General features: G+C 41.2%; 19 protein-coding genes. 15 read left to right on the top strand and 4 right to left on the bottom strand.

Going from position 1 to position 14,854, the window contains the following annotated elements:
- Positions 1–71: 71 nt before the first annotated feature.
- From gspG to L1077_RS02845, 9 genes are read left to right on the top strand one after another with little or no spacing between them, the layout of a single operon-like run.
- Complete coding sequence (gene gspG, locus L1077_RS02885; RefSeq protein WP_063359140.1) at positions 72–497, top strand: type II secretion system major pseudopilin GspG; 426 nt, start codon at positions 72–74, stop codon at positions 495–497.
- Positions 497–1,099, top strand: coding sequence for a prepilin-type N-terminal cleavage/methylation domain-containing protein (locus L1077_RS02880; RefSeq protein ID WP_237135523.1), 603 nt, complete (start codon positions 497–499; stop codon positions 1,097–1,099). The genes gspG and L1077_RS02880 overlap by 1 nt, the downstream gene beginning before the upstream one ends.
- Positions 1,092–1,472 (top strand): type II secretion system minor pseudopilin GspI, encoded by a 381-nt coding sequence (gspI, locus tag L1077_RS02875; protein ID WP_237135522.1) that lies wholly within the window; start codon positions 1,092–1,094, stop codon positions 1,470–1,472. Before L1077_RS02880 ends, gspI begins: the two co-directional genes overlap by 8 nt.
- Complete coding sequence (gspJ, locus tag L1077_RS02870) at positions 1,472–2,209, top strand: type II secretion system minor pseudopilin GspJ (protein WP_237135521.1); 738 nt, start codon at positions 1,472–1,474, stop codon at positions 2,207–2,209. Before gspI ends, gspJ begins: the two co-directional genes overlap by 1 nt.
- Positions 2,206–3,186 (top strand): type II secretion system minor pseudopilin GspK, encoded by a 981-nt coding sequence (gene gspK / locus L1077_RS02865; protein ID WP_237135520.1) that lies wholly within the window; start codon positions 2,206–2,208, stop codon positions 3,184–3,186. The genes gspJ and gspK overlap by 4 nt, the downstream gene beginning before the upstream one ends.
- Positions 3,183–4,391 (top strand): type II secretion system protein GspL, encoded by a 1,209-nt coding sequence (gene gspL / locus L1077_RS02860; RefSeq protein ID WP_237135519.1) that lies wholly within the window; start codon positions 3,183–3,185, stop codon positions 4,389–4,391. The genes gspK and gspL overlap by 4 nt, the downstream gene beginning before the upstream one ends.
- Positions 4,388–4,864 (top strand): type II secretion system protein GspM, encoded by a 477-nt coding sequence (gspM, locus tag L1077_RS02855; RefSeq protein WP_237135518.1) that lies wholly within the window; start codon positions 4,388–4,390, stop codon positions 4,862–4,864. The genes gspL and gspM overlap by 4 nt, the downstream gene beginning before the upstream one ends.
- A 2-nt stretch (positions 4,865–4,866) precedes the next feature.
- Complete coding sequence (locus L1077_RS02850; protein ID WP_237135517.1) at positions 4,867–5,625, top strand: type II secretion system protein N; 759 nt, start codon at positions 4,867–4,869, stop codon at positions 5,623–5,625.
- 2 nt (positions 5,626–5,627) lie between these two features.
- Positions 5,628–6,215, top strand: a complete 588-nt coding sequence (locus L1077_RS02845) for a UPF0149 family protein (protein WP_237135516.1) — start codon at positions 5,628–5,630, stop codon at positions 6,213–6,215.
- A 30-nt stretch (positions 6,216–6,245) separates the two neighbouring features.
- Here the strand turns inward: L1077_RS02845 and L1077_RS02840 are convergent, their stop codons facing one another.
- Together L1077_RS02840 and L1077_RS02835 are read right to left on the bottom strand one after the other, a co-directional pair.
- Positions 6,246–6,452, bottom strand: a complete 207-nt coding sequence (locus L1077_RS02840; RefSeq protein WP_237135515.1) for a hypothetical protein — start codon at positions 6,450–6,452, stop codon at positions 6,246–6,248.
- Positions 6,452–6,808, bottom strand: a complete 357-nt coding sequence (locus L1077_RS02835) for a hypothetical protein (RefSeq protein WP_237135514.1) — start codon at positions 6,806–6,808, stop codon at positions 6,452–6,454. Before L1077_RS02835 ends, L1077_RS02840 begins: the two co-directional genes overlap by 1 nt.
- A 216-nt stretch (positions 6,809–7,024) precedes the next feature.
- Between L1077_RS02835 and ccoG the strand changes: the two genes are divergently transcribed.
- The 4 genes from ccoG (at position 7,025) to L1077_RS02815 (ending at position 10,864) form a co-directional block, all read left to right on the top strand.
- Positions 7,025–8,446: a cytochrome c oxidase accessory protein CcoG gene (gene ccoG, locus L1077_RS02830; protein ID WP_237135513.1), complete on the top strand. Its 1,422-nt coding sequence runs from the start codon at positions 7,025–7,027 to the stop codon at positions 8,444–8,446.
- Positions 8,447–8,598: 152 nt separating this feature from the next.
- Positions 8,599–9,573 (top strand): serine/threonine protein kinase, encoded by a 975-nt coding sequence (locus tag L1077_RS02825; protein ID WP_237135512.1) that lies wholly within the window; start codon positions 8,599–8,601, stop codon positions 9,571–9,573.
- A gap of 19 nt (positions 9,574–9,592) precedes the next feature.
- Entirely contained in the window at positions 9,593–10,216 is a 624-nt protein-coding gene (locus tag L1077_RS02820) for a thiol:disulfide interchange protein DsbA/DsbL (protein ID WP_237135511.1), read from the top strand.
- A gap of 15 nt (positions 10,217–10,231) precedes the next feature.
- Complete coding sequence (locus L1077_RS02815; RefSeq protein WP_237135510.1) at positions 10,232–10,864, top strand: thiol:disulfide interchange protein DsbA/DsbL; 633 nt, start codon at positions 10,232–10,234, stop codon at positions 10,862–10,864.
- Between the two features lie 62 nt (positions 10,865–10,926).
- Here L1077_RS02815 and trmA read toward each other — a convergent pair whose 3' ends face one another.
- Entirely contained in the window at positions 10,927–12,024 is a 1,098-nt protein-coding gene (trmA, locus tag L1077_RS02810) for a tRNA (uridine(54)-C5)-methyltransferase TrmA (RefSeq protein ID WP_237135509.1), read from the bottom strand.
- A 161-nt stretch (positions 12,025–12,185) separates the two neighbouring features.
- Between trmA and L1077_RS02805 the strand changes: the two genes are divergently transcribed.
- Together L1077_RS02805 and murI are read left to right on the top strand one after the other, a co-directional pair.
- Positions 12,186–13,289 (top strand): DUF5610 domain-containing protein, encoded by a 1,104-nt coding sequence (locus L1077_RS02805; RefSeq protein WP_237135508.1) that lies wholly within the window; start codon positions 12,186–12,188, stop codon positions 13,287–13,289.
- Positions 13,290–13,361: 72 nt separating this feature from the next.
- A complete protein-coding gene (gene murI / locus L1077_RS02800; protein WP_237135507.1) occupies positions 13,362–14,168 on the top strand; it encodes a glutamate racemase in 807 nt (268 codons plus the stop codon).
- Here murI and L1077_RS02795 read toward each other — a convergent pair.
- The gene (locus tag L1077_RS02795; protein WP_063361205.1) at positions 14,158–14,631 is read right to left on the bottom strand and encodes an RNA recognition motif domain-containing protein; all 474 of its coding nucleotides are present in this window, start codon (positions 14,629–14,631) and stop codon (positions 14,158–14,160) included. The two genes, murI and L1077_RS02795, sit on opposite strands and share 11 nt — an antisense overlap.
- Between the last annotated feature and the right edge of the window lie 223 nt (positions 14,632–14,854).

The following is a 14,854-nucleotide window of genomic DNA, read 5'->3' as shown; positions in this document are numbered from 1 at the left end:
AACATATTTAAAGATAAACACACTGGACTACACACATGTGTAGCCAATGCAACAGCATAGAGGTATAAATTGTGAAGAAACAGTCTGGTTTTTCATTACTAGAGGTAATGGTAGTACTGGTTATTATCGGTATGATTATGTCAATTGTGGCACCTAATATCATGGGTAACCAAGAACAAGCTGCTATTGATAAAGCTAATCTAGACATCACGCAAATTGAAAGCGCGATGAAAATATACAAGCTTCAAAACAAACGCTATCCAACAACTGAGCAAGGCTTAGAAGCGTTGGTTGAGAAAACAACGATCGACCCAGTGCCAAAGCGTTTTCCAGATGGCGGCTTCCTAAACGAGCTACCTCTAGATCCATGGGATAACCCTTATCAGCTAGTTAGCCCTGGTGAAATTGGCAAAATTGATATTTTCTCTATGGGTCCAGATGGTGAAGTCGGTACCGAGGATGATATCGGTAACTGGAGAGATGAAGAAGATCGCTAATGTCGTACCCTGTGAATTACTCAACTCAATTACCCAAAAAATCTCAAGGCTTTAGTCTTTTAGAGATCTTAGTGGTTATCCTGATCATTGGTTTTTCAATCAAAATCGTCACATTTACCGTTGGTGAAAGTGCTGAAGACTTGTTGGAAAAAGAAGCATTGAAATTACATGGCATTGTGAATATGGCGTCAGAGTTTGCTGTGCTGAATCAGGTTGAGTTGGGTTTTCACTTGGATAAAAAGACCTTAGAGTTCTTGGTCTTCGACGGTGAGCAGTGGACCACTTTCGAAGCCGAAGAGCTTTACAAGCCAATAGAATACGGCGAAGAGTATAAAATAGAATTGATTTTAGAAGACTTGTCTTGGTCACAAGATAACTTGCTTGAGCAGTCGAATTGGCAGGAAATAATGGGCTCGGGTGATAATGACAATCTGCTTGAGCTTAAGAAGAAGAAGATCCCTCAAGTACTCATCTTATCATCTGGAGAAGTCAGTGCGTTTCAACTCTCTTTAGAATTGAGCGAAGAACCAGAGCCTGTTTATTACGTTGAAGGTGAGTTTATGGCACCTGTGAAGTTGCGCAGGGAGCCGGCATATGACTAATCAAAAAGGCTTTACCCTACTTGAGGTGATGGTCGCAATGGGGATCTGTGCGGTTGCGGGGATCGCAGCTTTGCAAGCGACAGGCGCCCATATCAATAATATGAGCATCATTGAGCAACAAACTTACGCATCTTGGGTTGCTGAAAACCAGATGGTGATGGCGCGTACCAAAGCCAGTGGCGGTAAATGGAATGGCAAAAACTCTGATAGTGGTGATGCTGAGCTTGCTGGGCACAAATGGTATTGGAGTCAAAAAGTAGAAAAGACTGCAGATGCTGAATTTGTGAAATTGACGATTGAAGTATTTGAAGATGAAAACAGAGAAAACTCGGTTTATGACTTGACTACTTTTATGTATAAGGGCAAAAAGTGATGGCTTATACGAAGCGCAAACAAGCCGGTTTTACTCTCATAGAGGTCATGGTTGCTCTGGTTATTTTAGCCTTTATTGTCACTGCGTCACATCAGATTTTAGACACATCTATTATGGCCAAAGAGGCTTCAGATGAGACCATAGCAGAGCTTGAAGGGCTTCAAACAGCTTTCCGATTGATGGATCAAGATTTTAATCAAATGACTAAGCGGGAAGTGCGTAATGAAGCGGGAGATTTTAGCCCGACTTACATTATTCATGGGCGCTACTCTTTAGAAAGCCAATACGATGGTATTGCATTTATCCGTGATGGTTGGACAAACCCTGTCAGTTTATTACCTCGCTCAGAGCTTCAAGGTGTTGGCTATCGCGTAAAAGAGGATAAGTTAGAACGCATTTATCGCGTTTATATTGATGAACTCGATGGTACTGAGCCTCGAGTGCAAGTACTGCTAGATAATGTAGAAGAGCTCAAGTTTGAGTTTTTAGACGATAAGCAAAAGTGGCAAGATAATTGGCAAATTAAAGCATTGCCACTTGCGGTTGCCGTGACCATTCAACGACAAGACTCTGAACCCCTAAGACGTATTTTTTTAACCCCTGGTGATGGCAAAGTGCAGCAAGCCAAAGCAGCGCAAAGCAATGGTAATGGTGTCAACAATGGGTTAGATGATGGGCTCAATCGCAACGGTAATAATGCAGGCGGGAATACCAACCAACGGGGAGGTAAGCCATGAAGAAACAACAGGGTGCAGCACTGATAATCGTGCTTTTTATCGTTGCTTTGGCAGCGAGCCTTGCGGCGGAGATGTCGTCATCCTTGATGGTTCAAGTGCAAAAAGTCTCGAATACACAAACGCATCAACAAGCCAAGTGGTATAGCTACGGTACTGAAGAATTAGTAAAGAAGGTATTGCTTGATAGTCGTAAAGACGACCCCGATAAAGTTCATTTAGGTCAGCCTTGGGCGATTGATGAGGTGCCTTACCCTGTCGATGACGGCACTTTAAGTGGCAAAGTTACGGACCTGCAAGCATGTTTAAATTTGAATGCCTTAAGAGCACCTAAAGATCAAAGTGACAGTACTAACGCTACGAACCCTGCACATAGAGCACTGTTGGAGTTATTGAAAAATATTGAAGATTTGCCTGCGCAAGAAAGCGAAGAAGCGATGGCTGACAGTGTTTATGACTGGCTCGATGAAGATAGCATTACATTTCGATCAGGTGCAGAAGAAGACGAGTATATGTCTAGGCAGATGCCTTATATGACAGCAAATAACCTCATGGCATCTGAAAGTGAGCTCAGGGTGATTAAAGGGTTTAATCCGCTCGTTATGGAAAAGTTATTGCCTTACGTATGCGTGATACCAGGCAGTACAGATTTAGCCATCAATGTAAACACAGTTTTGCCTGAACAGGCGCTTTTATTAAGTGCATTGCTCGATGGGTTAAGCCTTTCAGGAGCAGAAGCTGTCATTGCCGCGCGCCCAGAAGAAGGATTTGATAACTTACAAGATTTCTTTACAGAAGCAAAAAATCAAGGTGCTCAGGATACTAAAAAAGCTGAGAAAATTTTCACAATAACAAGCAATTATTTTAAGTTGCGTGCTAAGGCATCGTTTGATGAGCGGTTGTTTAAAATGACCTCAATACTCGAAATAAAAGAGGGTCGAGCAACTGTGTTGGCACGTAAGTTTGGAGGCGTTCAGTGACAGAAAAATTATTGGTCCGTGTAGGCCAGTCACAGCAGGAACCTGTCAGTTGGTTAGTTTGGTCTGATTCGGATTCACAGATCATTGCCAGCGGTGAGTTAGAGCACAGTGGGTTACTTGGAGAGTTAACAGAAAAAGCATCAGGGCGCAGCGTTGCGTTACTGTTGCCAGCATCAAGTGTACAGCTTAAGCAAGTTGCACTGCCAACAAAGTGGAATCGTAAATTAGAACGTGCGTTGCCGTTTATGTTGGAAGAGCACGTCGCCAGTGACATTGATGACATATTTATCGCGATTGGTGAGCCCGAAGCCATTGAAGAAAAACACTTTATCAACATTGCGATATGTGAACTTGCTTGGTTACAAGACTGGATTGCTGTGTTTAGTGATTTTGATATTGAGCCAAATGTTATTGTGCCTGATGCACTGCTGTTGCCTGACGTACAAGAGAATACGCTCAGTGCGATCCAGCTACAGCAACAGTGGTTATTTAAAGGCAATAGCTGGCATATCGGTGCGGTTGAGTTAGATTGGGTGAACGACTATTTAATGCTGTCACCTGAGTCCGAAATTGTCCATTACAGTCCGGCAGACTCGCTCTCTACGAGCAAAGTTTTAAGCGCTAAAGAGGCTGAATACGACTTACCTTTAGCTATTTTTGCGCAGAGCCTGAACACAGCCCCTATTAATTTACGCCAAGGGCCATTTGCAGCGAAGAAAAAGCAGCCTCAGTGGTGGCGTGATTGGAAGGCGGGTGTCATTGCTGCTGGCGTTGCGTTATTAGCGTTTGTATCGGTCAAGTCTGCTCAGTTATTCATGCTGCAACAAGAAGCCGATGCGTATAAAGCGCAGGCGATGAGCGTGTATAAACAAGCGTTTCCAAACAAAGTAGTTCGTCCTCACTTATTACGTAAGCAAATTCAAAATGAATTAGATGCACTCAGTGGTGGCGAACAAGGCGGCTTTTTAGAGCTGACTAATCACTTTGTGGCAATCTACTCACAAGTTAATGATTTTAGCCCTGAGACATTCAGATATGACCGCAAGCGCAATGAATTGAGAATTAGGGCGAAGGCCAAAGGGTTCCAAGTATTTAGCCAAGTTAAGTCTATCCTTGAACAACGTGGTATTGAAGTTCAGCAAGGGGCCCTTAATAATGATGGTGATTACGTTATTGGTGAGATAAGAATCAGAGGTGCAGCATGAAGCAGCAAGTGATTAACTATTGGCAATCGCTAAAAGAGCAAGAGCAAAAACTATTAATCGCTGCAGGCTTTGTATTTGTGATTTTTGTACTGATTATGGGCGTAATTAAACCGCTTAACGCGGGTGTAGATAAAGCTAGTGCTGACCTACAAAAGCAGCAAAGTTTGCACGCTTGGGTCTCCAAAAGTGTGGCCGAGCTCAAAGCCAGTGGTGCAGGTCAAGCCACTTCTCGCAATCAAAATTTAACTCAGTTAGTAAATCGTACTCGTGGCAGGCATGGTATCCAGATCAGTAAGATGCAGCCAAGAGACAATACATTACGTATTAATATTGACAATGTAGAGTTTAATAAATTGGTTAGTTGGTTAGATGTGTTGACCAATCAGCATGGTGTAAAAGTTGCTAATCTTGATTTAGGTGAAGAGCCACAACAAGGATATGTGCGCGTTAGTCGTTTGGTGTTAGAGAATTAAATATGAAAAATGCAGTTAGTGTAGTATTGGCTTTCTTATTTGCGTTTATCGTTTTTACGATTGTTAGTATTCCAGCACCAGTCGCTTTGCAATTGGTGAAGTCTCATATTCCAAAAGACGTTCGTTTGGGCGCTGTAACGGGATCTTTTTGGGAAGGCCAAATTAGCGGCGTTCAATATCAAAACTTGCGCTTTAATGATGTTAAGTGGCAATTAAATGGATGGGCCTTATTCACAGGCCAGGTTCAAGGTAAGCTGAATTTTGGTAATGCGCGCCGCTCAGATGAATTATCAGGTCGCAGTAACTTTGCTTTTTCATTATTTGATAACAGTGTTGAGCTAGGTAAAACGACATTACGTTTTAGCGTTGAACAAGCTATGCGCCAAGTAAATCTGCCACTACCAGTTGATGCAAAAGGCAGAGTTATTCTAGAGCTTGATGAATATAATAGTGGGCAGCCTTATTGTGAGAGCTTAAAAGGTGATATCAGTAGCCCTGAGATACAAGTAAAAGGCATGTCAGGTTGGTTCAGCATTGGTGATTTAAGTGGATTATTAAGTTGTAAGTCAGGTGACATTGCCGTTGTGGTTGAGCCTGAAAACTTACTGGGCTTGCGCGCTGATGCAACGTTGGCTGAAAATATGCAACTTAAGGTTGCTGGTAATATTAAACCTGATGCGTCATTGCCAAAAGAGGTTCATGATGCTGTTAAATTCTTGGGACGCCCTGACTCTCAAGGCCGATATCCAGTGAGTATGTAGTAATGATGGATTTTAGTTATCAGCCTGCACATGAGGCTTTACTTGTGAATTATCTGAGCCAGCGCGCTCAGACATACCCTGATGCACTAGAGCTTAAATCGTTAGAAGGTTTTTTGTTTGCAACCGTATGCAGCCCTGATGGCGTTGAGCCAGAAGCTTGGCTAAGTCATGTAACCGGTGCAGACGAACAGGTGTCTGAGGATGTTGTCTTTGCATTTTTAGCGCTACACCATCATATCAGTGAGCAAGTTTTTTCAAGCGGTTTTGCACTCCCTTTCGATTTGTCTTCCCCTTGGAGTGATAAGCAGCTATGGAGCACTGGATTTTTGCATGGCTGCCAAAGTTATTTGAATAAACTGAATCAAAGTGACAGTCTTTCAGATGAACTCAAGCAGGCACTTGTGACCAGTACAGAATTGCTAGGCTTTTTCAGCCTGCAGTTTGATCAGGTTGAGGTGTATTGTAAAGCAATTGAAGTCGGTATTGAGGCATTCATTGAGCAACAATACCAGCTTGCCTCAGAAGTAGCACCAGCCTACGCTGAATTAATCGAGCAAGTCGCGCTAAGTAGTGGTTTATACAACGAGTAATTTTATGAGATGTAGTTTGAGTTATTGAACTCAAGCTACATCTAGTTCGATATGTGTACAGCCTTTTGCGCATTGCGCCGTTGCCTTCTCACCTTCTTTAACCGCGACATTTAATGAGATTGCCTGACCGCATGTCTGGCAAAGGACAGTTTGTCCCTTCGCTAATTTTTTAAGTAAGGCTTTTTGGTCGTTAAACGAACGCGCTCGAAGTTTGTTAAACTGTGTTATGTCTATCATTAAAGCTCAGCCTTTCTTATTGCTTTTTTCGTCGCATCACAAATAGTTTGTAATTTGGGCCCGAAGAAGTACAAATTGAGTTCATGTTCTTGGCAAAAGCGCACGTGAAAAACTTTAACTTTTTCATCCGTAGCAAGTGCATCTTGCAGATATTCTTTTTCCGATGGTGTGAGGTCTATCTCTTTAGCAATTTCATGCCGTGCTTGCTTTGCAGCAAGGCTATACTGGGTTTTACTGGTTTCACCAAGGGTATCGACACCTTGTTGCAGGAGCTTATCTCTAGGCTCCTTGATCAAGGGATGATCAATGGTGAATAACGCCAGTATAATGAGTACAAGTAACAGGTATTTTTTCATAAAGCTCGCAAATTTGATCTATTCGACTCAATCAAAGTGACAGTGTAATAAAATGCAAGAATCAAAAGCAAGCGAATTGCTCAGGAAATATTCGTAGTTTTTGTCACCGTCGTGCGATTTATGGCTACGCTAAAAGCGAGCTGTTGCATATAATATCCTTAGTAAAAGTAAGGTCACTGTAGCGAGTAACCTGTCCAAAGCACTTAAGGAGCTTGTATGGACAATAAAATTAAAATCAAGAATATCCCTGTTGAGATTCAAAAGCCGGAAAACCTTCAGCCGGATAGATTTAACCCGCGTAATCGTATTTATGTACGCGCGGTAAAAGGTATGCATCAATTGCTGCGTCAGCGGATCGGCTTTTTGGGTATGCTTGCATTCATGCTTTTGCCTTGGCTCAATTTTAATGGCCAACAAGCTGTACTGTTTGATTTGTTTGAACAGAAGTTCAATATTTTTGGCCTGACTTTGTGGCCACAAGATTTGACGATTTTGGCGTTTATTTTAATGATTGCGGCATTTGCCCTTTTTTTAGTAACCACATTCTATGGTCGTGTTTGGTGTGGCTATACGTGTCCACAAACCGTCTGGACATTTATTTTTATCTGGTTCGAAGAAAAGTGTGAGGGCTCTGCAAATCAGCGAAAAAAGCTCGACCAACGTCCTATGGACTTAGATAAGTTTCTTCGAAAAGGCGCCAAGCATGTTAGTTGGCTAGCCTTTTCGTTTTATACGGCGGTCACGTTTGTTGGTTACTTCACACCAATAAGAACACTGTTACCTGATCTGATGATGTTTTCAGCAAGCGGCTATGCCACTGTCAGTGTTGTGGTATTTGCGGTCTGTACATATGGTAATGCGGGTTGGATGCGAGAAATCATGTGTTTGCATATTTGCCCTTATTCGCGGTTCCAATCTGCCATGTTTGATAAAGACACTTTTACCGTGAGCTATGATAACAAACGAGGTGAAGGCAGGGGACCGCGAGGCCGCAAACAAGACCCGAAAGAACTAGGCTTAGGCGACTGTATTGACTGTAAATTATGTGTCCAAGTTTGTCCAACAGGCATAGATATACGCAATGGGTTACAATATGAGTGCATTAACTGTGGGGCTTGCATTGATGCATGTGATGGTGTGATGGATAAAATGAACTATGCGCGTGGTTTAATTTCATATACCACTGAGCGTAATTTAGAACATGCAAAACGAGTAACTAAACCAGTGCGTCCTAAGTTGATTGGTTACGTACTTATTTTATTGATTTTAAGCGGCGCTTTGCTTGTTAATATCGCGATGCGAAAAACATTTGAGTTGGATATTATCCGCGATAGAAACCAATTATACCGAGTTAATTACGATGGCATGGTTGAGAATACCTATACTCTCAAATTGATAAACAAAGCGCAGACAATGCAAACTTTTAATATTGCGGTGAGTGGCCTCGAGCATTTTGAACTTCTGGGTAAGCAATCTGCGACAGTTTCAGCTGGGTCTACATTAGATATCCCCGTTTCTGTGGTGATGGATCCATATGACCTAACAAAACCCGTGACTGAGTTTCATTTTGTACTTTCTAGTGATTCAGCACCCGAGTCTCAAATTTCCCAGCCAACAAACTTCTTCAAAGGACGTTGAGCGCCTATTTTGGGGGATATACATTAAGTATGTTCCCCAAGCGATAATATATTTTTGCTTCAAAACATACTTGGCTTTATCCTATTGTGCTGTGGTCTAAAGGCTTTATTTGCCAATACCAACACTTTTCACACGATTAATGGACAGCAGCAATGAGCGACTTTAGCTATCAAAATCTCACACCAGATCTGATTCTCGATGCAATTGAAAGTATCGGGGTTTATCCAGAATCTGGGCTTCTTCCTCTGAACAGCTATGAAAACCGCGTATATCAGTTTCGCAGTGATGATGCCAAGCGCTATGTTGTAAAGTTTTATCGTCCGCACCGTTGGAGCGATGAACAGATTAAGGAAGAGCATGCATTCTCATTTGAACTTGCTGAGTCTGAAGTACCCGTTGTGTGTCCTATTAAACAAGATAACACCAGTTTATTTGAACATAAAGGGTACCGCTTTGCGTTATTCCCAAGTGTGGGTGGAAGACAGTTTGAGATGGATAATTTGGACCAACTCGAAGTCTTGGGGCGCTACATAGGCAGACTTCACAGTGTGTCTAAAAAGTATGATTTTACACATCGTCCAAGCGTCAATACTGACAGCTTTTTAAGACAAGCAAGCCAAGATATTTTGGCTAGCGAGTGTTTACCACATACCCTACATTTGGCTTTTTCTACTGTTTTAGAGCAAGTTGTTAAAAAAACGGAAGAAAAATTCACAGTTAATGATACGATCAGATTGCATGGAGATTGCCATGCTGGCAATATTCTGTGGTCTCAAGAACAATTAATGATTGTAGACTTAGATGACTGTCGTCAGGGACCTGCTATCCAAGATCTATGGATGATGTTAAATGGTGACCGTCAAAACCAAGCATTGCAATTAGACACTTTACTCGGTGGTTATGAGGAGTTTAGTGACTTAGACATGACTCAATTACAACTAATTGAACCGCTGCGGGCAATGCGTATGATCCACTATATGGGGTGGTTGGCAAAACGTTGGCAAGATCCTGCATTTCCAAGGAACTTTTCTTGGTTTTCGACAGACAAATATTGGGAACAGCAGATCTTGGCATTAAAAGAACAATTGGCTGCGCTTGATGAGCCAGCTCTAACAATTTATCCATAAAATTTAAGAGAGAAAGTACATGTTGAAATCGATTAAAGTGGCTTTGCTGGCGCTATGTATGCCAATTGCTGCAATGGCTGCTGAGTTTAAAGAAAGTGTGCATTACGAAACATTATCATTAGAAAAAAGTAAAACGCCACGAGTTGTGGAGTTCTTTTCATTTTATTGCCCTCATTGCTATAAGTTTGAAGGCCCTGCAAGAGCGTTGCATGCCAGCCTACCAATAACGGTTCCTTTTGAAAAAATCCACGTTAATTTTATGGGGGGGATACCTCCAGAAGCACAGCAATACCTAAGCTATGGTTACATCGTGGCCAAGCAATTTGGTGTTGATTCGCAAGTGGTTGATCAAATTTTCAAGACCATCCATGAGCAAAACGGCCGCTTTGCTAGCATGAAAGACGTGCAAAAGTTACTAGAAGCGCACGGTGTATCAGCTGAAAAGTTTGAATCTGCATTGGCGAGTATGCCTGTTATTGCAGCTGAAAAGGCAATGCAGGACGATCAGAAGCGATTTAGTGAAGCTGGTGCACTTAAAGGTGTGCCTACATTTATCGTCAACGATAAATACCGTGTAATTACAAATTCTTTGAGAAGCCAAGCTGAATTCAACGAATTAGTTAAACATTTATTAGAAAAATAATGGTTGGAGAATAATATGTTGAAATCGATAAAAGCTGCGTTATTAGCATTGATGTTACCTTTGGCTGCAAATGCTGCCACATATGAAGAGGGTAAACATTATGAAGTGATTGCAGAGCGCGGAACAAAAAAGCCTGAAGTGACAGAGTACTTTTCATTTTATTGCCCAGCGTGTAATAACTTTGAAGGGTTAATTGAAGAGTTTAAACCAAAATTAGATGACGGGGTTAAATTTAAAAAGAGCCATGTTGATTTTATTGGTAGTCGCGACCCTGAACATCAAAAAATGATTGCTACAGCACTCGCAACTGCTGAGGTTTTACCGCAGAAAAAGCAAATTGTGTCTGCTATGTTCAACCATATTCACACAAAACGCGGTAACTTCAATGAGCTTGCGGATATCAAAGACGTATTTGTTGCACAAGGTGTTGATGGTGCCAAGTTTGACAAAATGTACAAGAGCTTCTCTGTGCGTACTAAAGCTTCGAAAATGGCAAGACAGCAAAAACAGCTGCAAGAGAAAGGCGCTTTATCAAGTGTGCCGACATTTATTGTCAGCGGTAAATATAAGTTAGTACTTGGTAGAGATTCAGGCATCACCAGCCCTGATGATATTGCGAAGTTGATTAACTATTTAGCTAGCAAGTAAGCTCGTAAGATAAATAAAAAACCCCGCAATTGCGGGGTTTTTTTGATTATGGGTTAGCGGTATTATTTACGCGTTAAAAATACACCGGATTCAACATGATGTGTATATGGAAACTGATCAAATATCGCAATGCGCTCGATTTTGTGAGTTTCACTCAAAATATCAAGGTCACGTTCTAATGTGTCAGGGTTACAAGAGATATAAATAATATTGTCATAGTTACTGACTAATCGGCAGGTCAGCTCATCCATACCTGCACGAGGCGGGTCAACTAGTATTGTTTGGCAATTGTAAGACTGTAGATCAATGCCATTGAGACGAGAGAAGCTGCGTTTTCCTTTAATTGCATCCGTAAACTCTTCACTCGACATACGGATAATATCTAAATTGGTGACCTTATTGGCTGCAATATTATATTGCGCTGAATGTACAGACGATTTTGAAATTTCAGTAGCTAGAACACGATCAAAATGCTCTGCGAGTGCGATAGAGAAGTTACCATTACCACAATAGAGTTCAAGTAAGTCATTCGAGAGCAGGCGCGCTATAGACTTAGCCCATGACAGCATTTTTTCATTCACTTTTGCATTAGGTTGAGTAAAGCTGTTTTCGACTTGCTGATAAGTATATTCGGTATCGTCCACAGTCAGTTTTTCCGTCACGAAATCATCACCAAAGACAACTTTTTGTTTTCTTGCTCTACCAATAAAGTCAATTTTATAAGTTTGCTGGAGCTCCGCTCTTAGTGCAGTCATCGCTTCTTGCCAGCTATCATCAAGCTGCTTGTGATAAAGCAAACTTATTAAAATTTCACCGCTGAGCGTTGATAGGTAGTCAATTTGAAATAACTTTCGCCTTAAAATTTCATTGTGACGAAGCTTTTCCATCATCACCTGCATCAGCTCATTGACTAAAGGTGCGCCTGGATCAAAATGGTCGACACGTATTTTTTCTTTACTTTGTTGGTCAAACATAATGTGATACAAATCTTCACCATCGTGCCATACGCGAAACTCACAGCGTTGTCTGTAATGACTGGTTTCAGAGTCATAAACTTCTAATTCAGGGGCATTAAAGCGGGCGAATTGCGCACTAATACGCTGTTGTTTTTCTGCAAGCTGCTGTTCGTATTGCGAAGCATCGATTTTGATCACGGCCATGCTGAGGCTACCTTTGTATATTGCAAGGAGGCGCTATTTTAGGGGGCGAGGAACATTTGTCCAGTGCTTAGGGCTAAAATTGCAGTTTTATTGTACAAATTACCTTTAGCTTTGTCCCATATGGCCGATAATTAACTGATAGGGTATAGCGGAGAGCAATCATGAAGATCGGACAGTTGAATCAGCTGTTAAACCCAGCAATGCAGCATAATGCAGCAAAAGCGAAGCCAAACATTCCTAATATTTCAATAAACTCAGATGTTTATCAGGGGAATAAATCTCAGGTTGCTGCGAAAGTGCTCGATGATAAGTTGGCTCAGGCACTGGGCATTGAAAAAAAAGAAGAGACCGAAAAGCCTTTTTTTGATTACGAAGAAATTGTTAAGAATGTACTTGGCTTTGTGCAGGGAGCTATCAATAAGGCAAAAGCGGATGGTCAGGATGACGAAACCTTGAAGAGCATGTTAGAACAAGCCCGCAAAGGGGTGCAAACGGGTATTGATGAAGCAACAGGTGAGCTAAAAGATTCGGGGCTATTTGATGATGAAATCTCTGAGGGTATAGAAAAGTCCAAAGAAGGGATTTTTAATGGCTTAGATGAGTTTGAAAAGGAGCTGTTTAACCCAACTCCTCAGCATTTGTCTGTCAGTGCAGCGCAATTTGCTAGTTTGTCGAATAAAGCTGAATATGCTTTTACGACAGCGGAAGGTGACGAAGTCGTTATTTCGTTCAGTGATGCATATAGTCAGTCACGTGGTGCTAGTTACGAACGTAATGGTGATAATGTCGGCTTTGCTTATGGCGAGAGTTCTTCTCAAGAAGTAAGTTTTTCTATCAGTGTGAATGGTGAACTTAATGAAGAGGAACAAGAAGCCATAAATGCCATGATGGAAGATATTCGTGATGTGAGTGATTCATTTTTTGCTGGTGAATACGATGATGCCTTTGAACTGGCGAAAGGCCTGAGTCTAGATAGTGAGCAAATCACTAACTTTACGATGGACTTAAGGCAAAGTAAAACGTCCGCAGCGATTGCACAATATCAACAAAGCAACCCAATGAAGGAATTAGAACAAGCATTTGCACCATTGGACAAGCGGCTGGAAGGGCTGAATAGTGACGCGGAGTCATTGGGCCTACAAGCACAGTTGCCTGATATCATGGCGTGGATGAATGAAGGTCAGCAAAGGCTTAATCAATTCTTAGACTACGCGCAAAGTTACTTTAGTGCTTTGAATAGCAAAGATGATGCACAAAATAGCTAAGTCGCTTTAGTGTTGTTTATTTTCGCTCTATAGCATGGCAAACTTCGAGTCTTGAACGCGGGGGATTGAAGTTTGCCACATATTTTAGTTTTTGATTCAGGGATTGGTGGGACAAGTGTTCTATCACATCTTAAAAAAAGGTTACCGTACGCCCGCTATAGTTACGTGATGGATAATGCATTGCTACCTTATGGCCTGCAATCTCAAGAAACCATTAAATCTAGATTAATATCACTATTATCTTGGCTTGATAATACAAACCAGTCTGTTGATGTGATTGTGATTGCTTGTAATACCGCTTCTACATACGCTTTGGATACTGCGCGACAATATACGACGACGCCAATTGTTGGAGTAGTACCAGCAATCAAGCCCGCAGCAAATTCGAGCGTAAGAAAACACATCGGTTTGTTAGCGACCCCTGCAACGTCAAAGAATGCTTATACTGCTAATCTAATTTCAAACTTTGCGAGTGATTGTCAGGTTGATATTTACCACACAACTGAGTTGGTATCGATTGCTGAACATTTTCATTGGCATAAATGTATCAAACAAGATCAATTAAGAAGTGAGTTAGATAGACTCAATATAAATCCAGGTATAGATAAACTCGTGTTAGGCTGTACACACTTTCCAATTATTAAAAATGCTTTAAAGGCAAAGCTACACACTGATGTGGACTTGATTGATTCGGGTTATGCGATAGCGAAGCGGGTAGAGTATTTATTAACTCAGCACGGTTGTACGTATAGTGGTAAAAATATGACTGGGGTAAGAGAAGAGCTGCTGGCGTCAAATCAAAATGAGTTGACGCATTGGTATGCGACCTGCACAGCAGCTATTAAGCACTGTATGAGTGTAGAATTAATTAAGCTATAGAGTTAGGCTCTGACTCTTCTTGCTTTTGTTTAGCTTCTCTTACTTTTAAAGTACGTTGCTGAAACTCCATTTCATTTAGCTCTTTAATTGCTTTATTAGCATCGCCCTCGGGCATTTCTACAAAACCAAAGCCTCTTCTCTTTCCTGTATTCTTGTCCTTTAATAAACGGACAGAAAATACTTGGCCTTTTTCTTCAAACAGTTCTCTGACTGCTTGCTCGTTTGCACGATAAGGCAAATTACCAACATAAAGTGTTTTTGTAGGTATTGTGTTTGCGTTGTCTGGCTGCGCAATAGTTGTTTTATTAATTGTTATTGCTGCCAGACCACCTATTACAATACCAAGTGCAAATAGTACCGCGGAATCGATTTGGCTATTTGCTAATAAAAACGTAACCATCACATACCCTAAAATTGCAAGTATAAGAATAGTAACGAGTGTTTTACGACCTGAAGAATTCATAACGATCTACCAATAAACAGTGAATACACATTAATTTAACAAAGAAAGGTTGCTATCTTAACGACTTAATTAAACATCGCAATAATAAAATATAGATGTTGTGAAAAATTATGCTTCTTTATTGAACTTAACGTTGCTAAAAGTGTGGTTTTGCTGGGTTTTTGAACGCTTCCCCCTTTTTTTTAAAAATTAATAAAAAAGCCCTTGCGCTAATCTTAAATCT

Origin of the sequence: Pseudoalteromonas luteoviolacea, assembly GCF_021654285.1 — a bacterium.
Lineage (GTDB): Bacteria > Pseudomonadota > Gammaproteobacteria > Enterobacterales > Alteromonadaceae > Pseudoalteromonas > Pseudoalteromonas luteoviolacea_J.
The sequence above is the reverse complement of the archived record's forward strand: the minus strand, read 5'-3'. Positions and strand labels throughout refer to the sequence as shown.